We start from the raw sequence: 20,048 nt of genomic DNA on the forward strand, positions 1-20,048 counted from the left end.
GGGAACAAGCCGATGTGGAGCCTGCCGCCGACCGATAGCGTGCTGCATCTTCTGGCGATCGTCGCCATCACGGCGGAGGGAATGACGGCGGCGTTGGCAGCCGGCCGACGCAGCATGGACTATGTCGGCGTGTGTCTGCTCGCCTGTGTAACCGCGCTCGGCGGCGGCACGCTGCGCGACCTGTTTCTCGGTCACTATCCGCTGCTGTGGGTGGCCAACCCGATCTACCTCGCGCTGCCCGGCGGCGCGGCGCTGCTGACGATCCTGATGGCGCGGCTGGTGCATCGGCTGCACCTTGCCTTCGTCGTGCTCGATGCCATCGGCCTCGTCGTCTTCACCATGATCGGCTGCAATGTCGGCTGGCAGATGGATGCCTCGCTGCCGATCGTGATCGTTTCGGGCATGGTGACGGGCTGCGCCGGCGGCGTGTTGCGCGACGTGCTCTGCAACGACGTGCCGCTGCTGTTTCGATCCGAACTCTACGCCAGCGTCTCGGTGGTGACGGGACTGTTCTATGCCACCGCCTTCAGCCTCAACCTCAATGCCGAGCTCTGGACGGCCCTGACGTTCGTGCTCGGCCTCAGCTTCCGCCTGCTCGCAGTGCGCTACAAATGGGAGATGCCGAAATTTGTGTTCACCGGGGACGAGGAGAAGTAGTTGTTTTCTCCCTTCTCCCGGCAAGCGGGGAGAGGGATCAATCGACAACCTTCCTCGCCTTCGCCACCTGCGCCGGCGTCACCAGCGGTGCGGCGTTGCCCCAGGAATTGCGGATGTAGTTCGTCACCGCCGCGATATCCTCATTCGACAACTGCCCGGCATAGGGCGGCATCTCGCCGGTGTTGGGTGCGCGCGGGGTGGTCACGGTGTGGGCGCCGTCGAGGATGATGCGCAAGGTGGAGGACGGATTGACCGATTGCAGCAGCGCATTGCCGGGCAACGGCGGATAGATCCGCGGCGCGCCCGAGCCATCCACTTCATGGCAGGCGATGCAGAGCTTTGCGTAGACCGCCTGGCCGGCCTTCATGTCGGCCGCATCAGGCGGCGTCACGATGGTCTCGCGCCGCGCCGGAGGCAGGCTTTTCAGGTACACCGCGATCGCGCGCACATCGGCATCGCTCATCTTCGAGGTCGAGTTGACGACGACCTCTGCCATCGGTCCGCCGGCATGGCTCTTTCCATTGCGCCCGCTCTGTAGATATTCGGTGATGTCGGTCTCGCTCCACGACTGTAACCCCGTGCGGGGGGCGCCATCGAGCCGCGGCGCGTACCAGCCATCGACCTCGCTGCCCGAAAGCGCCTGCGCGCTCTTGTCGGCGCCGAAATAGTTCTTCGGCGTGTGGCAGGCGCCGCAATGACCGAGCCCGGTGACGAGATAGCCGCCTCTGTTCCAGGCCACGCTCCTGCTCTGGTCCGGCTCGAACAGGCCGGGCTTGAAATACACGGCGTTCCAGACCCGCATCAGGCCGCGATAGCCGAACGGCCAGCGCAGCTCCGGCGGCTTGTTGCGGCTGATGACGGGCGCAAGCGTGCCGAGATAGGCGCGGATCGCCAGCGTGTCGTCCTTGGTCATCCTGGTGAAGTAGGGATACGGAAAGGCCGGGTAATAGGTCGAGCCGTCGGGCGCGATACCGCTGCGCACCGCGCGCACGAAATCGGCATCCGTCCAGGCGCCGATCCCGGTGTTGCGGTCCGGGGTCAGGTTCGGCGTGTAGATAGCGCCGAAGGGCGTGTCGATACGCTTGCCGCCCGCGAACGGTTTTGCCGGATCGGCGGTATGGCAGCCCGCACAGTCGCCTGCATCGACCAGCGTCCTGCCATAGGCGATCAGTTCCGGCGATGGCCCGGCGGCGCGGGCTGCGCTCGCAACCGCACTGCACAACGCCAGACCGACAAGAGCGGCGCCTGCCAGAATCGTCCGCATCGAAAGTCTCTCCTGCGACCAATCGCCCGCACCGGCACCACGGGCCATCAGTTCGTTTCGCGACGGTGGGGTATGGTGACACAAATTGAAAACGGCACGCGTGTTTCAGGCCACGAAGTTGCGATTTTTACCCGGCGTCCCCTTTGATCCAGATTTGTGATGCGGATCGTGAAATATCCGACATAGAGTGGCGAGATTGGTCGGCGCGCCCTAACTAAAAATATTGGGACGGCAACGGCTTAGGTCATCAAGACCTGAACAGGGCGTGGAAAGAGGACAGCATGGGCATCAACCAGGGTCCGATCAGTCTCGATCAAAAATACACCCAGGAAACCGGGCACGTCTTCACCACGGGCATTCAGGCGCTGGTCCGCCTGCCCATGGCCCAGATCCGCCGCGACCGTGCCGCGGGGCTGAACACCGCGGGCTTCATCTCCGGCTATCGCGGCTCGCCGCTCGGCGGCTACGACCAGCAGCTCTTCGCCGCCCGCAAGCATCTCGAGCAGTACAACATCAAGTTCCAGCCCGGCGTGAACGAGGACCTCGCGGCGACCGCGGTCTGGGGCTCGCAGCAGCTCAACCTCTCGCCCGGCGCCAAATATGACGGCGTGGTCGGCATCTGGTACGGCAAGGGCCCCGGCGTCGATCGCTGCGGCGACGTATTCCGCCATGGCAATGCGGCCGGCTCCGCCAAGAATGGCGGCGTGCTGTGCCTTGCCGGTGACGACCACGGCGCGAAATCCTCCACCGTCCCGCATCAGTCCGACCATGCCTTCATGTCGGCGCTGATGCCCTACCTCTATCCCTCGAGCATCCACGAGATGATCGAAATGGGCCTGCTCGGCATCGCGATGTCGCGCTATTCGGGCTGCTGGGTCGGCATGAAGGTGATCACGGAAACGGTGGAGACCACCGCCGAGATCGATCTCAGCGACGAGATGAAGCCGTTCATCATCCCGACCGATTTCGAGATGCCGCAAGGCGGCCTCAACCTGCGCTGGCCCGATGACCGCTTCGAGCAGGACCGCCGTCTGCAGGACTACAAGGGTTTTGCCGCGATCGCCTTCGCGCGCGCCAACAAGGTCAACCGCATCACCATGGATTCCCCGAACGCCCGGTTCGGCATCATGGCCTCGGGCAAGAGCTACGAGGACGTGCGCCAGGCGCTGCGCGAGCTCGGCATCACCGAAGAGGTTGCCGCCAAGATCGGCCTTCGCCTCTACAAGATCGGCATGCCCTGGCCGCTGGAGCCGGAAGGTGTGCGCCAGTTCGCGGTGGGGTTGGAAGAGATCTTCATCATCGAGGAACGCCGCGAGATCGTCGAGAACCAGGTCAAGCAGGAGCTGTTCAACTGGCGCGACGACGTCCGCCCGCGCATCGTCGGCAAGATGGACGAGCACGACAAGCGCTTCCTGACGTTCTCGGCCGAGCTCAGCGTCGCCTCGCTTGCGACTTCGTTGACCGAGCGACTTCTCCGACTTGATCTCAATCCTGAAGTCGCGGAGATGCTCCGCGCCAAGGCCGACTGGTTCAATGGCCGTCAGGCGACCCAGATGCAGGCGGTCGCGCCGGTCTCCCGCACCCCCTATTTCTGCTCCGGCTGTCCCCACAATACCTCGACGAAAGTCCCCGAAGGCAGCCGCGCGCTCGCCGGCATCGGCTGCCACTTCATGGCGCTGTGGATGGACCGCTCGACCGAGACCTTCACGCATATGGGCGGCGAGGGCGTGCCGTGGGTCGGTATCGCGCCCTTCACCAACGAGAACCACATCTTCGCCAATCTCGGCGACGGCACCTATTTCCACTCGGGACTGCTCGCCATTCGCCAGGCGGTCGCGTCCAAGACCAACATCACCTACAAGATCCTCTACAACGACGCGGTCGCCATGACCGGCGGCCAGCGCCATGACGGCGATCTGTCGCCGCAACAGATCACCTTCCAACTCCACGCCGAAGGCATCCGCGAGATCTACCTGGTCTCGGAAACGCCCGATGCTTATCCCTCCGACAGCATCGCGCCCGGCGTGAAGCTCTATCATCGCGACGAGCTGCAGAACGTCATGAAGATGTGCCGGGAGCACCAGGGCACGTCGGCGATCGTTTTCGTCCAGACCTGCGCCGCCGAGAAGCGCCGCCGCCGCAAGCGTGGCCTGATGGAGGATCCGGCGCGCCGCGTCATGATCAACCCGGCCGTCTGCGAAGGCTGCGGCGACTGCTCGGTGCAGTCGAACTGCATCTCGGTCGAGCCGCTGGAGACCGAGTTCGGCCGCAAGCGCGCCATCAACCAGTCGTCCTGCAACAAGGACTATTCCTGTGTGAAGGGCTTCTGTCCGTCCTTCGTCACCGTGGACGGCGGCAAGCCGCGCCACCGCGCGCCCGCCGAGCTCGCCGATATCGGCGCGCTGCCCGAGCCGGCCTCACGCCCGACGCTCGACAAGCCCTACAACATCGCGGTCGGCGGTGTCGGCGGCACCGGCGTCCTCACCATCGGCGCGCTGCTCGGCATGGCCGCCCATATCGAGGGCAAGGCCTCGATGATCCTCGACATGTCGGGTCTTGCACAGAAGGGCGGCGCGGTGCTGAGCCATGTCCGCCTGTCCGATCACCCGGCCGAAGTGACCTGCTCGCGCATCGTCACCGGCACGGCCGATCTCGTGCTCGCCGCCGACGAGGTCGTCGCGGTGGCCAAGGACACGATCTCGCTTTGTGATACCAGCCGCACCCGCGGCATCATCAACAGCCACGTCATTCCCACCGCCGACTTCGTCCTCAACCGCGACTTCAACTTCCAGACCCGCAAGCTGAATGGATTGCTGGAGACGGCACTGCACAAGGATTCGGTGTTCTTCGACTTCAGCAAGCCGGCCGAGCAACTGCTCGGCGATGCCATCGCCACCAATATGATGATGATGGGCTATGCCTACCAGAAGGGCCTGTTCCCGCTGTCAGCGGAAGCGATTGAGCAGGCCATCGAGATCAATGGTGTCTCGATCAAGATGAACAAGGAAGCCTTCCGCCTCGGCCGCCTCGCGGTCGCAGATCCCAAGCGGCTCGCCGACATGCTGAAGGGCACGGACGAGGTCGTGGCTCCGAAGACGCTGGACGCCATGACGCTCGACGAAGTCATCGAGCATCGATCGAAGCATCTCACGGCTTACCAAAATGGCCGTCTCGCCAAGCGTTACCGCAAGCTGGTCGACCAGGTGCGCGATGCAGCCAAGCAGGGCGGGTATGACGATGCGTTGCCGCGTGCGGTCGCGATCAACTACGCCAAGCTGCTGGCTTACAAGGACGAATACGAGGTCGCGCGTCTCTTCACCGACGGTGCCTTTGAAAAGCAGCTCCGCGACCAGTTTGAGGGCGACTTCACGTTCAATTTCAATCTTGCCCCGCCGATCCTCGGTGGTGGCCTCGACGCGCTGGGACGCCCGAAGAAGCGCGCCTTCGGCCCGTGGATGCTCAATGTCTTCGGCGTGTTGGCGAAGCTCAAATTCCTGCGCGGCACGCCGCTCGACATCTTCGGCCGCAGCCCCGACCGCAAGCTCGAGCGCGACTTGATCGCCGGCTACGAGAAGGATGTCGCAACCGTGCTCGGCCTGTTGTCGCCTGCCACCATCGACACCGCGGTGGAATTGCTCTCGCTGCCCGACCGCATCCGCGGCTACGGCCCGGTGAAGGAGAAGGCGGTCGCGGATGCAAAGGCGCGTTATGCGCAGCTCGCCGCGGATTTGGCCAGTCCGCCGCCGGCCCCGAGGCAGATCGCGGCGGAGTAGTCGGTCTCTTAGGTCTGGCAAGCGGATTAGCGAAGCGTCATCTGCGACGTTTGCAGGCGTAGAATTCTCATGTGAAATCAGTCCCCATTCTACTGTGCATGGGGTTGTTTTCGCAAAATTGGGATCGCCGCACCCGGAGTGAACTCCCCACTTGCGCCAACCCGCTACCCTCTCGCCCTGCGGAATATTTACGCGCTTGCCAATCAGCCCACCGCGGTTCAGAAAAACGGAGCAATAAGAAACGCCAGCGGAGACCTCTGTTTTGACCATCAAGGGCAAGGCCTACATTGCCGGGATCTACGAACACCCGACCCGGCATGCGCCGGACAAATCCACCGCCCAGCTCCACGCCGAGGTCGCCAAGGGCGCGATCGAGGATGCCGGGATCAGCAAGGACGACATCGACGCCTATTTCTGCGCCGGTGATGCGCCCGGCGGCGCCTGGCCGATGGTCGATTATCTCGGTCTCAACACCAAGAAGCTCCGCCACGTCGATTCCACCGAGACCGGCGGCTGTTCCTACATCATCCATCTTGGCCATGCCGCTGAGGCGATCGCTGCGGGCAAGTGCTCGATCGCGCTGATCACGCTGGCCGGCAAGCCGCGTACAGGTGCAATGCCGCCGCGGGCGCAGGGCGCCGAAGCCGATTTCGAGACCGCTTACGGCGCGACGACGCACAATGCCTATGGCATGTGTGCCATGCGCCACATGCACGACTATGGCACCACCAGCGAACAGCTCGCCTGGATCAAGGTCGCGGCCTCCCATCATGCGCAGTACAATCCGCATGCGATGCTCAAGGACGTCGTCACCGTCGAGGACGTGCTCAACTCGCCGATGATCTCCGATCCCCTGCACCGCATGGATTGCTGCGTCGTCTCCGATGGCGGCGGAGCGCTGATCGTGACGACGCCCGAGATCGCCAAGAGCCTGAAGAAGCCGCTGGTCAAGTTGATCGGCCATGGCGAAGCCATGAAGGGCCCGCGCGGCGGCAAGGATCTCGATCTCACGTACTCCGCCGGTGTCTGGTCCGGCCCGCGTGCGTTCGAGGAAGCCGGCGTCACGCCGCAGGACATCAAATACGCCTCGATCTATGACAGCTTCACCATCACGGTGCTGATGCAGCTCGAAGATCTTGGTTTCTGCAAGAAGGGCGAGGGCGGCAAGTTCGTCGCCGACGGCAACCTCATTTCGGGCGTCGGCAAGCTGCCGTTCAATACTGACGGCGGCGGCCTCTGCAGCAACCATCCCGTCAACCGCGGCGGCATGACCAAGATCATCGAGGCTGTGCGGCAATTGCGCGGCGAGGCGCACCCGAAGGTCCAGGTCAAGAATTGCGATCTCGCCATCGCCCACGGCACCGGCGGCCTTCTCGGTGTTCGCCACGCCGCCTCGACGGCCATTCTGGAGCGCGTGTGATGAGCGAAGCAAAGAAATACCCGGCCCCGGTGACCAATCCGGAAACCGCTGCGTTCTGGGACGCCGCGAAGCAGGGCAAGTTCATGATCAAGCGCTGCACGGCCTGCGGCGAAGCGCATTACTTCCCGCGCTCGATCTGCCCGTTCTGCTACTCGGACAAGACGGTGTGGGAGGAGGCGTCGGGCGAGGGCACCATCTACACTTGGAGCCTGATGCGGAAATCGCCGACCGGGCCCTACGCGATCGGCTACGTCACGCTAAAAGAGGGGCCCTCGGTGCAGACCAATTTCGTCGACTGCGATCTTGAGAAGCTGAAGATCGGCCAGAAGGTGAAGGTGGTGTTCAAGCCGACCGACGGCGCGCCGCTGCCGTTCTTCACGGTGGCATAGGGCGGTCCTCATCCTGAGGAGCTTGCGAAGCAAGCCTCTCGAAGGATGGCCACGACAAAGAAAGCGTATCGGGCATCCTCATGGTTCGAGACGGCGCAAGAGCGCCTCCTCACCATGAGGATGAGAACCACCGGAGGAAATAAAGAAATGTCCGCCAGATACGAAGAGCTCAAAGGCCTCAAAAACATCGGCCAGAAATACGCCTACACCGATCGCGACGTGATGCTCTACGCTTATGGCATCGGCCTCGGTGCCGATCCGATGGATGAGAAAGAACTCGCCTTCGTCAACGAGGGCACGCTGACGCCGCGGCCGCTGAAGGTGGTGCCGACGTTCGCATCCGTCGCCGCGTGGGGCTCGGGTCCTGGCGAGATGAACCTCAACCGCGTCATGGTGGTCGACGGCGAGCGCGACATCACCTTTCACCAGCCATTGCCCGTGGCCGCCGACATCACCGCCGACTCCACCGTCGTCGAGGTCTACGACAAGGGCAAGGACAAGGGCGTCGTCATCGTTCACCAGACCGTGCTGAAGAACGAGAAGGGTGAGAAGCTGGCAACGTTGGTGGCCTCGCGCTTTGCCCGCGGTGACGGCGGCTTCGGCGGGCCGAGCCTGACCCAGCCCGATCCGCACAAGATCCCGTCGCGCGCCCCCGACAAGACCATCGACATCACCACGCGTCCCGACCAGGCGCTGGTCTATCGACTCTGCGGCGATCGCAACCCGTTGCATTCCGATCCGGAGTTCGCAAAGAAGGCCGGCTTCCCGCGCCCGATCCTGCACGGCATGTGCACCTACGGCATCACCTGCCGCGGCGTGCTTCAGACCTATGCCGATTATGATGCGAGCGCGTTCCGCCAGCACGTCGCGCGGTTCTCCTCGCCGGTCTATCCCGGCGAGACCGTGACCATGGACCTCTGGAAGGACGGCAACGTCATCTCGTTCGAAGCCAAGGTGAAGTCGCGCGGGGTCACGGTGATCAAGAACGGCAAGACGGTGCTGGGTTAGGCCAGTCTCGTGCCCCGGACGCGGCGCAGCGCTTCTTCAGCGGTGCGCTGCAGAGCCGGGGCCCAAGGGCCGTGGCAAAGAACTGGGTCCCGGCTCTGCGGAGCGGCACTTCGCGCCGCACCGCGTCCGGGACACGAGAGAACAAAAGCAATCAGGGAGAAGCCACCATGGGATTACTCGATGGCAAGGTTGCGCTGATCACCGGCGCGGGCGGCGGGCTCGGTGAGGCCTACGCAAAGCTGTTCGCGCGGGAAGGGGCCTCGGTTGTCGTCAACGACCTCGGCGGACCCCGTGACGGCTCCGGCGCCGACAAGTCCATGGCGCAGCAGGTCGTGGACGCCATCGCGGCCGAGGGCGGCAAGGCGGTTGCCAACAACGCCGACATCTCCACCATGGAGGGCGGCCAGTCGGTGTTCGACGACGCCATCAAGCATTTCGGTCGTGCCGACATCCTCGTCAACAACGCCGGCATCTTGCGCGACCAGACCTTTGCCAAGGCCAGCGAGGCCGACTGGGACAAGGTCATCAAGGTGCATCTGAAGGGCACCTTTTGTTGCACCATGCCAGTGTTTCGCTGGATGCGGGAAAATGGCGGCGGTGTCATCGTCAACACCTCCTCGACCTCGGGCCTGATCGGCAATTTCGGCCAGTCCAATTACGGCGCGGCCAAAGGCGGCATCTGGGGCCTGTCCAACGTGCTGGCGATCGAGGGCCGCAAGTATAACATCCGGATCTGGACGCTGGCCCCGGGCGCCTTGACCCGCATGACCGCAGACCTGCCCCGCTATAAGGAGAACCCGGGCGCCGCGCTGGGGCCGGACGGCATCGCGCCGGCCGTGCTATACATGGTCAGCGACTTGTCGGGCGACCAGACCGGCAAGGTGCTGGGCGTGTCCGGGCCCCGCGGCGTGCGCGAGATGCGGATGATGGAAATGGAAGGCTGGAAACCGCCGCACACGGGCTGGAACGCCCGGGACATCGCCGATCACGCCAAGGAGATCTTTTTCTCCGAGGAGCAGATCAAGATGGGCGCGCGGCGGTTTTAGCCATCGACAGAGAGAAATAAGGACCACGATGAAACTCACCGCCGATGCCAAGGGCACCTTCGCAATCGCGCCGACGCCGTTCCACGACGACGGCCGGATCGACGAGCGCTCGATCGACCGCCTGACCGATTTCTACGAGGAGGTCGGCTGCGACGGCGTCACGGTGCTCGGCATCCTCGGTGAGGCGCCGAAGCTCGACGCCGCCGAGGCCGAGCAGGTCGCGGTGCGCTTCATCAAGCGCGCCAAGAAGATGCAGGTAATCGTCGGCGTTTCCGCGCCTGGCTTTGCCACCATGCGCTCGCTGGCGAAGGCCTCGATGGACGCAGGTGCTGCCGGCGTCATGATCGCGCCGCCGCCATCCTTGCGCACCGACGACCAGATCGTCGGCTATTTCAAGCAGGCGGCCGAAGCCATCGGGCCCGACATTCCATGGGTGCTGCAGGACTATCCGCTGACCCTGCAGGTGGTGTTCACCCCCGCCGTGATCCGCAAGATCGTCATGGACAATCCGAACTGCGTGATGCTCAAGCACGAGGATTGGCCGGGTCTGGAGAAGATCACGACGCTGCGCGGCTTCCAAAAGGACGGCTCGCTCCGTCCGCTCTCGATCCTGTGCGGCAATGGCGGCACGTTCCTGGATTTCGAGATGGAGCGCGGCGCCGACGGCGCCATGACCGGCTACGCCTTCCCGGAGCTTCTGATTGACGTGGTGAACCTCTCCAAGGCCGGCAAGCGCGACGCCGCGCATGACCTGTTCGACGCGCATCTGCCGCTGATCCGTTACGAGCAGCAGCCCGGCGTCGGCCTGACCATCCGCAAATACGTACTGCAGAAGCGCGGCATCATCGCCTCCAGCGCCCAGCGCAAGCCGGGTGCGACCATCACCGCGACGGCGAAGGCGGAGGTCGAGTACCTGCTGTCGCGCGTTGCCCGGGTCGACAAGCGCGCCAATCTCGGCCCGCAATCCAGCGCCGCGGGTTAGTTGCATGGCCGAGACACCAGCGTCACGCCCGGCCTCGACGATCCTCCTGCTGCGCGACGGCGAGAAGGAGATTGAGGTCTTCATGATGGTCCGCCATCATCAAATCGAGTTCAACTCGGGCGCGCTGGTGTTTCCCGGCGGCAGCGTCGATGCCGGCGATAACGAGATCGTTGCGCGCGCCGACCTCTATTCGGGCGGCGAGGGCCTGAGCGAAGCGGATCGTGGTTTTCGCATCGCGGCGATTCGCGAGACCTTTGAGGAGAGCGGCATCCTGCTGGCGCGCGCGAAGGGAACGGGCACGCCTGTCGATGCCAAGCGTGCCGGCGAGCTTGCCGATGCGCATCGCATCGCGCTCAACGAGCACAAGATCAGCTTCCTGAAAATTCTCGATGACAACGGCCTCCAGCTCGCGCTCGACACGCTGGTTCCCTACGCGCACTGGATCACGCCGGAAGGCATGCCCAAGCGTTTCGATACCTGGTTCTTCCTTGCCGCGGCGCCGCCCGATCAACTCGGCGCCCATGACGGCCGGGAGTCCACCGATTCGATCTGGGTCTCGCCGCGCGAGGCCGTGGAGGGCGGCGAGAGCGGCCGCTTCAAATTGCCGTTCCCGACCACGCGCAATCTGATCCGCCTCGCCAAGCAGGGCAGCGTTAGCGCTGCGCTGGACCATGCCAGGGGCCTGTCGATCGTCACGGTGATGCCCGTCATGACCAAGACCGAAACCGGCCGCCAGCTCCGCATCCCCCGCGAGGCCGGCTATGACGGCGAAGTGTTTGAAGTCGGGGCTGTGGGTTAGAACACTTCGACGTCTGCCGAAGTATTTAGGCTCGGGGTCGCGCTAGGTTCCGTCCAGTGTGAAGGACGGAGCGGCCATGGACGTCAGGCAGGACACCAACATTGCCGTCGAGCTCGCGCTCCTCGTTGCCCTCGCAACGCTCTGGGGCGGCTCCTACACCTTCATCAAGCTCGGCGTCGCCACCATTCCCCCCATCACCTTGATCGCAGCGCGGACCGCGATCGCAGGCCTCCTGTTGCTCGTCGTGATGTGGGCGCGCGGCATCAGGATGCCCACGAGCGCCGCGATCTGGCAGCGCTTCGCCTTCCAGGCCGTGCTCAACAGCGTCATCCCCTGGACCCTGATCGCCTGGGGCGAGCGCCATGTCGACGCCGCGCTCGCCACCATCCTCAACTCGGCCGGCCCGATCTTTACCTTCCTGCTCACGGCCGTCGTCACCCGCCACGAGGCAACGAGCCCGCGAAAGCTATTCGGCGTGATCGCGGGCATGGCCGGCATTTTGCTGATCGTCGGCGTCGATGCCTTTCACGACATCGGTAGCGGCCTCCTTGCCGAGGCGGCCATCGTCGCCGCCACGATCTGCTACGCCTGCGCCGCGATCTTCGGCCGTAGCTTCAAAGGCCTCGATCCCATGGCGCCCGCGGCCGGCTCGCTGCTGGCCGGGGCGGCAGTCCTGATCCCGGCCTCGCTCGTGGTCGAGCAGCCCTGGACGCTGTCGCCGTCGCCGAGTTCGGTGCTGGCATTGCTGGCGCTGGCCGTGTTCTCGACCGCCGCGGCATTTGCGATCTACTTCCGCCTGATCCAGACCCTGGGCTCGGTCGGCACCACCGCGCAGGCCTATCTTCGGGTGCCGATCGGGGTCGCGATCAGCGTCGCCTTCCTCGGCGAGAGCCTGAGCCGGACCGCCTGGATCGGGCTCGCCTGCGTCGTCCTCGGCGTCGCCGCCATGACGATTCCGGCCCGACGGCAGGCAAGCGTCAAACCGTCATAGATCCGGGAAAGCGCTCCGAGGTCCAATATTAAGGATATTCGGCGGCCCGAGGCATGTTTCCCCAGGGCGGCAATACGTCGTATATTGAGCCTCCAGTATCCCGGTCCTCACAGCCCAATGTCCGCCGAATTGACGCCGACCCCTGAGAAAAAGCGAATATTCTCGCTCTCCATCGGCCAGCTCACTTTCGGCAGCTTCCTGTTGGTGCTGGCGGTGATCATCGTCACCTCGGCCGCGAGCGTGATCGCGATCCGGCACATCGACACGACCTTCGCCGAGCTGCAGCGGCTCCAGAGCGTCGGCGACCTCGCCGAGGACATCGATCGCCGCATGAACGAATTGCGGCTTGCCGCGCGCGACTTCGTCACCGACCCCGGCGCCGGCATCCAGTTCAAGCAGGTGGGTGAGGCAGCCTCGACGCTCAGTGACATCCTGAAGAAGACCCGCATCGAGCTCGCGCCCGAGCAGCAGGACATGATCGACGGGGTCACCGAGCGGCTCGCGACCTATCGCAATGGCCTGGAGCGGATCTCAACCCTGATCGATCGCCGCGCCCAGCTGCTCGCCGGCCTGCCGCCGCTCCGCGACCAGTTCGATCTCGCCGTCTCCGGGACCGCCGACCGTGAGCTGGCCTCGCGCCTGTCGGAGGCGCAGAGCCGGATCGCGCTCGGGCTGCTGGCGCGCAACCCGTCCGCGGCGGAGCAGGCCGCGCAGACCATGCGGGCCCTGAACATCGGCGATGCCGGGTTGAAATCGGCGGTGAACAATTATGCCGAGGCCATTATGGCCGTTGCCGTCCGCGAGCGGCAGATCGCCGACATCGACCGCGAGGTGCTGGGCACCGAGGGCAGGCTGATCGGCCGCGTCACCGAACTGCTGCGCGAGGTCAGCGACCGGCGTGGCCACGTGCTGTCGCGCGATTTTGCCAGGACGCTGACGGAAGCGCGATGGCAGAGCATCGTGCTCGGCAGCATCGGCGTGCTGATCGGCATCGGCGCTGCGTTGTTCGTGGTGCGCAGGACGGTGCGTCCGCTCGCCCAGATCGCACGCTCGATTCGCGCGCTTGCGGCGGGCCGGAAGGACACCTCGATCCCGTCGGCCGACCTCGACAATGAGATTGGCGACATCGCCCGCGCCGCCGAGGTGTTCCGCCGCGCGCTCGAGGAGGCAGACACGGCGCGTGAGGCGGCGGTGCGCGCGCTCACCGAGCAGCGGCTCGCCGAAGAGAGCTACCGGAAACTGTTCGAGGGCTCGATCGACGGCATCTACGTCACCACACCAGCCGGCGATCTCCTCAACGCCAATCCGGCGCTGGCGCGGATGATGGGCTATGACAGCCCGCAGCAGCTGATCGACAGCATCAACGACATCGCCCACACCATTTACGTCCATCCCGAGGCACGCGTCGAATACCAGCGGCTGATGACGCGCGACGGCATGGTGCGCGAATTCGAGTACCAGGTGCGTCAGCGCAGCGGCAACATCCTGTGGCTTTCCGACAGCGCCACGGGCGTGCGTGACGAGGCGGGCAACATCGTGCGCTATGAGGGCACGCTGCGCGACATCACCGACCAGAAGCGGGCGGAGGACGCCATCGCCGAAGGCCGGCGCCTGCTCCAGCAGGTCATCGACACCGTGCCCGCGGTGATCAACGTCAAGGACCGCGACCTGCGCTACGTCTTGATGAACCGCTACATGGCCGGCATCTTCGGCATCGAGCCCGGCGACGCTCTCGGCCGCACCACCGCCGACCTGATGTCGCGCTACGGCGCGGCCAAGACCGACGAGAACGACAAGCGCGTGCTCAATCTCCGCAGGGGCCTCGGCTTCTATGAGGAAGAGTACAAGGATTCCTCCGGCAACATGCGGCAGTGGCTCGTCAACAAGCTGCCGCTGCTCGATGCCGACGGTGAGATCGAGCGGATCGTCACCGTGGCGCTCGATATCGGCGAGCGCAAGCGCGGCGAGCAGGAGATGCGCAAGGCCAAGGAATCCGCCGAGACTGCGCTGCGCAATCTGCGCGAGACCCAGGCCTCGCTGATCGAGGCCGAGAAGCTTGCCGCGCTCGGGCGGCTCGTCGCCGGCGTCGCTCATGAGGTCAACAACCCCGTCGGCATCAGCCTCACGGTCGCCTCCGCGCTGGAGCGCAAGACCGCGATGTTCACCGCCGAGGTCGAGCGCGGCGAGCTCCGCCGCTCCACGCTCAACGATTTCCTCAACACCAGCCGCGACGCGTCCTCGCAGCTCGTCTCCAATCTCAACCGCGCCGCGGAGCTGATCCAGTCTTTCAAGCAGGTCGCGGCGGATCGCAATTATTCCGACCAGCGCACTTTCGATCTCGGCGATCTCACCGAGCAGGTGGTGATGAGCCTGCGGCCGGGCCTGCGCAAGCACAACCTGACGCTCAACGTCGAGTGCCAGCCTGATCTGACCATGAACAGCTATCCGGGCCCGTACGGCCAGGTGCTGACCAATCTGTTTCTCAATTCGGTTGCGCACGCCTTTCCGGACGGCCGGCCGGGCACGATCGACATCCAGGTGCGGGAGTCCGGCAAGGACAATGTCGAGATTATTTTCTCGGACAACGGCTGCGGCATGTCGCTCGACGTCCGCCGCCGTGCCTTCGATCCGTTCTTCACGACGCGGCGCGACCAGGGCGGCACCGGCCTCGGATTGCATATCGTCTACAGCATCGTCACGAACCGGCTCGGCGGGCGGCTCGATCTCGATTCCGAGCCGGGCGGCGGCACCCGTATCCAGATCATCCTGCCGCGCGTGGCGCCACTCGAGCAAGCCGCGGAATAACTAATCCGTCTCCGCGAGCTTGTGCAGGGTCGCGCCGAAAATCTGGCTGGCCTTGCCGACCAGCGCAGTGCCGGTCATCTCGCCGCGCGTCTCCGTGAAAGTGCCACTGACGCCGATGCCGACTGGGGCAGGGCCGCCGAACAGCGGATTGTCGTCGCCTCGCGGGGAGGTGTGTCGTTGCACCAGCACTTCGCCTTTGAAGGTGTTGTTGTCCTTCACGACATAGCTGCCGGTGTAAAAGAGGTAGGCATCGCCGCCAAGAATCTTGCCGTCGCGAAATAGAATCACGCCGCTGCCCTTGCCGGCTCGACCATCGAGCAGGGTCACGTGAATCGAATAGAGACCGTTTTTCATAACGTCCCGCAGGCCGGCCGCCATCGCCCAATGGCGTAACCGGTCCGGCTTTTATGCCAAAGCGTATCGCCTCGCGCAACGCGGCAGTTTGCCGGCGACCACCGGAAGTTGCCGCCACGAGCCGTAGTTGTCCCGGCTTGTGCGTGACGCCGTCATGACGGTCTGATGATGGGGCGAGGCCGATCGCCTGCGAATCAGGGTTTGGCCCGCGAAATGCATAACGATTGTTGCACTGGCCGCGGGGTGCTGGAGCAAGACGATGAGCAACTGGATCGATTCCGGCGGCGATGAGCCGCGTCTGTACAGTGCGCGTCCCACCAACTGCGAAAGCGAACGACGTCGTTCCGGCAGCGCAACTCGCCGGCGAAGCGCGACGAGGCTGGCAGGGGCCCTGATCCTGGTTGCGCTCGCAGCCCCCTTCGGGCACGCGCGCGACCGCGGCCAGTTCGCCAACACCAGTCCCGATCTGAAGGCCTGGTTCGACGGCCTGCGCAGCGGCAAGGGGCCGTGCTGCTCCGATGCGGATGGTTCGGCGCTTTCCGACACCGACTGGGACAGCAAGGACGGACACTATCGTGTCCGCCTCCCGCGCTATGCCTCAGGGCTTGAAGGGCGGCCTCAGGAGTTCGTCTGGGTCGACGTGCCCGAGGAGGCCGTCATCTCCGAGCCCAACCGGGTGGGACGCACCATGGTATGGCCGATCTACGGCTATATGGGCGTCAGCATCCGCTGCTTCATGCCCGGCAGCATGACTTAGCCGCGCCGGCTGCGTGTCGGCAGGTGGGCTAGTGCCGGATCAGGTATACTTCTTGTCGCGCTCGAGCAGCTCGATGGAGATGCCTTCGGGGCCGCGGATGAAGCAGATGCGCACGCCGGGCCGGATCGTGGTCGGCTCGCGCGTAAAGGTGACGCCCTTGGCCTTGATCTCGGCCGCAACGGCATCGATGTCCTTCACTGCCAGGCCGAAATGGTCGAGGCCCTGATGCGGGTGCGGCGGCGGTGGATTCACGGCGTTGTCGCCCTCCAGCGGCGCGATGAAGATCCTGGCACCGCCAAGGTTCACCTCGAGCCGCCCCGGCGCACCAACGACCTCGCCACCGAGGATATCCCGCAGCCAGGTCGCCGTGGCCTCCGGATCGGGGCTGCGCAGATGGACGTGATCCCAAGTGACGACTGGCATTTCAATGTCTCCCGACGGGTCTTCGCGACGTTGCAGCGCATGTTAGCGGCCGTCAGCGGCGATCGCCACCGTAATCGACGATTCGCGCCTTCACGGGAACCCTGGGTCGTCTCCTGGATTAAGGTAAAAGCCGTGGCCCATTCCGTCGTTGACGAGGTCCGGCCGCGATCGGTTATGCACCCATGAACGCCAGGCTCGGTCGGATCGGATTGGCACGCCTCGCCGGGACCGGCGAACGATTGGCGCGGACCGCAACAATCGCGAGCGTCTCCGTTGGCCGCAGCCTTCTCTGGCTGGTGGCGGCCATCGTTGTCGGCTGCAGCGCCTGGATGCTGATGCCCCCGTCCAAGGGCAATGGTGCCGAGCCGTCGAACTCGCTGGCGACGGTCGAGGCAGCTCCTTCAGCCGATAAGGCCGCGCCGGTGTCGCCAGTCCCGGAAGCGCAGGCAGCGGCCCAGTCACCTGCCGTGGCAGAGCTCAGCCGTCTCAGGATTTCATCGCAGACCTGGCGTCGCGGCGGCCTCGGTTCGAAAGCCCTGGTGACGTTCACGCTGCGAAATGACAACGACTATGCCGTAAAGGATGTCGAGATCGTGTGCGCCTTTGCGCGGCGCGACGGAAGCCATCTCACTGACCGCAGCCGTGTGCTGGCGGATCCAGTCGGCATGAAGAGCCGCAAGACCTTCGCGCGTGTCCCCGTGGGCTTCGTCAACGTGAACGCCGATCAGGCAAAATGTTCGTTGGTTGCCGCGCGCCGCGCATAGCACGCGTTCCGGTAGCGGAAAAGTTACCCTCTTTGGTCCTTGGCGAAAAAACCTAACGTCGCCATTTGAACCGAAAGGCTGGGCCAGGAACAAATTAGCAGATCGCCTGTTGAGGCGTAGAGCCCACGCGCAGATGCGGGGGGCGGAGCGCGGTCAATGCCCATCTTTCGGTATTTCGTCTTTGTTGGTGGAGCTCTGCTCGCACTGCTGTTCGCGGCGAATTTCGTTTGCCCGGCGGCGCCCGTGGCGCAGGCCGTTGCGAGCGCAAGCAACGATCAGCCCCTGATCCGCATCCGGTCCGATAGACACTTGCCTGAGCGCGTCGTCCTCGACACAAGCCAGCCAACGCTTGCCGCGCCAGCGGTCAAAACCGCTGCCGTCGTTTCACCTCAACCGCCGGCGCCGGACAGTATGTCGGCAGCGCTTGCCGAAACGTCGGCCAAGGCGCGGGTACGCGACACGTTCGCCCAGTTCACCCCGCCGCTGCGGACGGATACTGCAGCATCCGGGAAACCCGAAGCCAAGCCGCAGGCGGCTCAGGCCCAGATATCCCAGGGCCGGGTTTCCACTCAGGCTTCTACGGTCCAGGCACAGCCCAAGCGCAAGGTCGCCAAGACGCATCCGGCGCCGCAGCAGGGGCGGCCGATGATTGTTGCCCAGCAGCCCCATTTCGGGCTCTTCGACACGACCTGGTGAGAGCATTTCCGACCCGCCTTGAAACGGAGCGGGTGGGGCTTTTTATTGGGCGGCCTCTCTGCTAATTCGAACACATCCGAACCGCCATCCGGTGCGCTGCCTCATCAGCCCCGGCCCGGCAAGTGTCGGTTGTGGCCCGGTCCCTCCGGGCCAGGGCGCTCGTAGCTCAGCTGGATAGAGCATCGGATTTCGATTCCGAGGGTCGGGAGTTCGAATCTCTCCGAGCGCGCCATTTCATTCGGATTGCTATGGTGGCTAGGGCGCCGATACGGGGGGCATCATGGGCTCGAGCTGCACCGGCCTGCCGCCGCCGCCGTCTATTTGCCCTGGATCTTCAGCCCATTGGGTCCGACGTTGATCTGCAGTCCGTCCGGCTGCTTCTTCTCTTGGTAGAGATTGTAGCCAAGCACGCCTGCGGTAACGACCAGAGCGCCGATAATCAGAAATAGTACGTTACGGTTGATGGTCATTTTTTTCCCTGAACCCACTACATGGAAAACCCCGCGGCGGTCGCGCGGGGTGCCTCGATGCGCTCCGGGGCGGGCCGGCGGCGCACTGCTCTGATCGGCAACGCGATCTGAAGGAACCGGTTCCCCGGTTGCCTTGATACGCGGGGTGTGTCCCTCGGTCAGCGCGCGGCGATACTGCCTTGCCGACCTCGCGCCAGGGTATCGGACGGCGCCTCGTGGAATGTCGCGCGGTACGCTGCGGCGAATTCGCCGAGATGATGGAAGCCCTGCGCGCGCGCACACGTGGCGACGGTGGCGCCGCCGCCCTTGAGCAGGCGGGCGCGGGTTGCCCACAACCTCTTGAGGCGAATGTACTGGTGCAAGCTCATGCCGCGGACCTTGCTGACCGCGCCGCCGAGAGTCCGGATCGAGACGCCAAACTCACCGGCGAGATCGGCCGTGTAGATCGGGGCCGTGGGGTGGGCCGCGACGTAATCGTCGATCCGGTGCACCAGCTTGATCGAGCGCTCGCACTGGACCGACGCGCTCCGATCCGCCATCGCATCGACACGAAACAGATCGTCGAGTGCGAGCAGCAGGCCCTCCTGGAGATGGCCTGCCACCTCGGTAGATTCGAACAGGAGCGGCTGCACTGACGCGGTTCGCAGGATGTCGAGCAGGAGCTGGCGCGTGTGGAGCAGGGCCGGCCGGTTCGCGAGATGGGCCCGCAAATCATCGCCCTGGTCGAACCACCCCCGGTCTCTCAGCGTCGGGGACAAGATGATCATTGCATGAAGATTGGCTTGGGGCTCGACGAAATGACATTCATCGTTGCCGCGGAGCGTCACGAAATAGCGGGCGTCGAGATCCAGCCCCTTGAAGTTGACCTGGAGGTCGTCGGTCATGGACAGGAGCACCAGCCCGCCTGGCATCCGATAGGTGGTATCGAGGATGCGCGCGAACGATCGCATCATGATGATGCGACACGCCGGCAGGGCGACGACGGCGCGGGCTGCGGCGAAGTTCGGGATGTCGAGCGGAATACTTCTCGCATCCTCCATCGTTTCGATCGGCCTAAACGCATCGATGTCGGAAAAGCCGATCAGCTGAAGGGCGGGGGACGGAGCGAGGGCGTCGAACAACATGGGTCTGGCCGGTTGCTAAAATGTGACAATCAAATGAACGTCGGTCGACCCCCATCAATGGCGAAACATCGCGTTTCAGTAAACCGAATTCCAGGCCGTAGTATTGCGGACATCATGCCATGACGCCCGTCGGATAAATCTCTTCGTTAACGCTCCCGGGTCATCGGTTGGCCGGAGGCAAGGTCGATGAAATGTAGACCTGTGCAAGCGGGACAGGCGAAGGAGACGAGGCTCCGTCTCTCCTGTCTCGCCTGCTTCTCGAGATGCGTCTGTACGTTCATGCCCGTCTGAGGGCATCGAAAAACAATCAACTCCGCCATGGCGTT

18 protein-coding genes and 1 tRNA gene are annotated in these 20,048 nt (G+C 64.5%); 14 read left to right on the top strand and 5 right to left on the bottom strand.

The window, feature by feature from the left end:
* The first annotated feature begins 12 nt into the window (after positions 1-12).
* The gene (locus JQ580_RS29435) at positions 13-657 is read left to right on the top strand and encodes a trimeric intracellular cation channel family protein (protein ID WP_212284148.1); all 645 of its coding nucleotides are present in this window, start codon (positions 13-15) and stop codon (positions 655-657) included.
* Positions 658-694: 37 nt separating this feature from the next.
* On the opposite strand, the gene JQ580_RS29440 is transcribed toward JQ580_RS29435, so the two are convergent.
* A complete protein-coding gene (locus tag JQ580_RS29440) occupies positions 695-1,921 on the bottom strand; it encodes a c-type cytochrome (protein ID WP_212284150.1) in 1,227 nt (408 codons plus the stop codon).
* 281 nt (positions 1,922-2,202) lie between these two features.
* On the opposite strand from JQ580_RS29440, the gene JQ580_RS29445 reads away from it, so the two are divergent.
* From JQ580_RS29445 to JQ580_RS29485, 9 genes are all read left to right on the top strand, one after another.
* Complete coding sequence (locus JQ580_RS29445) at positions 2,203-5,694, top strand: indolepyruvate ferredoxin oxidoreductase family protein (RefSeq protein ID WP_212284152.1); 3,492 nt, start codon at positions 2,203-2,205, stop codon at positions 5,692-5,694.
* A 262-nt stretch (positions 5,695-5,956) separates the two neighbouring features.
* The gene (locus JQ580_RS29450) at positions 5,957-7,114 is read left to right on the top strand and encodes a thiolase domain-containing protein (protein ID WP_212284154.1); all 1,158 of its coding nucleotides are present in this window, start codon (positions 5,957-5,959) and stop codon (positions 7,112-7,114) included.
* On the top strand, positions 7,114-7,503 hold the full coding sequence (locus tag JQ580_RS29455) for a Zn-ribbon domain-containing OB-fold protein (RefSeq protein WP_015685453.1): 390 nt from the start codon (positions 7,114-7,116) through the stop codon (positions 7,501-7,503). Before JQ580_RS29450 ends, JQ580_RS29455 begins: the two co-directional genes overlap by 1 nt.
* Positions 7,504-7,650: 147 nt before the next feature.
* Positions 7,651-8,511, top strand: a complete 861-nt coding sequence (locus JQ580_RS29460; RefSeq protein WP_212284156.1) for a MaoC family dehydratase — start codon at positions 7,651-7,653, stop codon at positions 8,509-8,511.
* A gap of 167 nt (positions 8,512-8,678) precedes the next feature.
* On the top strand, positions 8,679-9,557 hold the full coding sequence (locus tag JQ580_RS29465; protein ID WP_212284158.1) for an SDR family oxidoreductase: 879 nt from the start codon (positions 8,679-8,681) through the stop codon (positions 9,555-9,557).
* A 28-nt stretch (positions 9,558-9,585) separates the two neighbouring features.
* Positions 9,586-10,539, top strand: coding sequence for a dihydrodipicolinate synthase family protein (locus tag JQ580_RS29470; protein WP_212284160.1), 954 nt, complete (start codon positions 9,586-9,588; stop codon positions 10,537-10,539).
* Positions 10,540-10,543: 4 nt separating this feature from the next.
* On the top strand, positions 10,544-11,338 hold the full coding sequence (locus JQ580_RS29475; RefSeq protein ID WP_212284162.1) for an NUDIX hydrolase: 795 nt from the start codon (positions 10,544-10,546) through the stop codon (positions 11,336-11,338).
* Between the two features lie 76 nt (positions 11,339-11,414).
* Positions 11,415-12,329 (top strand): DMT family transporter, encoded by a 915-nt coding sequence (locus tag JQ580_RS29480; RefSeq protein ID WP_212284164.1) that lies wholly within the window; start codon positions 11,415-11,417, stop codon positions 12,327-12,329.
* 117 nt (positions 12,330-12,446) lie between these two features.
* Positions 12,447-15,134, top strand: coding sequence for a PAS domain S-box protein (locus tag JQ580_RS29485; protein ID WP_212284166.1), 2,688 nt, complete (start codon positions 12,447-12,449; stop codon positions 15,132-15,134).
* Here JQ580_RS29485 and JQ580_RS29490 read toward each other — a convergent pair whose 3' ends face one another.
* Positions 15,135-15,488, bottom strand: coding sequence for a GrlR family regulatory protein (locus JQ580_RS29490; protein WP_212284207.1), 354 nt, complete (start codon positions 15,486-15,488; stop codon positions 15,135-15,137).
* Positions 15,489-15,747: 259 nt separating this feature from the next.
* Here JQ580_RS29490 and JQ580_RS29495 point away from each other — a divergent pair, with 259 nt between their 5' ends.
* Positions 15,748-16,245, top strand: a complete 498-nt coding sequence (locus JQ580_RS29495; RefSeq protein WP_212284168.1) for a hypothetical protein — start codon at positions 15,748-15,750, stop codon at positions 16,243-16,245.
* A 39-nt stretch (positions 16,246-16,284) separates the two neighbouring features.
* Here JQ580_RS29495 and JQ580_RS29500 read toward each other — a convergent pair whose 3' ends face one another.
* Positions 16,285-16,668, bottom strand: coding sequence for a VOC family protein (locus tag JQ580_RS29500; RefSeq protein ID WP_212284170.1), 384 nt, complete (start codon positions 16,666-16,668; stop codon positions 16,285-16,287).
* Positions 16,669-16,850: 182 nt separating this feature from the next.
* Here JQ580_RS29500 and JQ580_RS29505 point away from each other — a divergent pair, with 182 nt between their 5' ends.
* The 3 genes from JQ580_RS29505 to JQ580_RS29515 all read left to right on the top strand — a co-directional run bounded on the left by JQ580_RS29505 (position 16,851) and on the right by JQ580_RS29515 (position 18,360).
* Positions 16,851-17,432, top strand: coding sequence for a hypothetical protein (locus tag JQ580_RS29505; protein ID WP_212284172.1), 582 nt, complete (start codon positions 16,851-16,853; stop codon positions 17,430-17,432).
* Positions 17,433-17,588: 156 nt separating this feature from the next.
* A complete protein-coding gene (locus tag JQ580_RS29510; protein WP_212284174.1) occupies positions 17,589-18,128 on the top strand; it encodes a hypothetical protein in 540 nt (179 codons plus the stop codon).
* A 155-nt stretch (positions 18,129-18,283) separates the two neighbouring features.
* Positions 18,284-18,360: transfer RNA gene (locus JQ580_RS29515), tRNA-Arg, on the top strand.
* 85 nt (positions 18,361-18,445) lie between these two features.
* Here the strand turns inward: JQ580_RS29515 and JQ580_RS29520 are convergent.
* Entirely contained in the window at positions 18,446-18,598 is a 153-nt protein-coding gene (locus tag JQ580_RS29520) for a hypothetical protein (RefSeq protein ID WP_212284176.1), read from the bottom strand.
* A gap of 158 nt (positions 18,599-18,756) precedes the next feature.
* Positions 18,757-19,722, bottom strand: coding sequence for an AraC family transcriptional regulator (locus JQ580_RS29525; protein ID WP_212284178.1), 966 nt, complete (start codon positions 19,720-19,722; stop codon positions 18,757-18,759).
* Between the last annotated feature and the right edge of the window lie 326 nt (positions 19,723-20,048).

Origin of the sequence: Bradyrhizobium sp. SZCCT0148, assembly GCF_018129985.1 — a bacterium.
GTDB lineage: Bacteria > Pseudomonadota > Alphaproteobacteria > Rhizobiales > Xanthobacteraceae > Bradyrhizobium > Bradyrhizobium japonicum_H.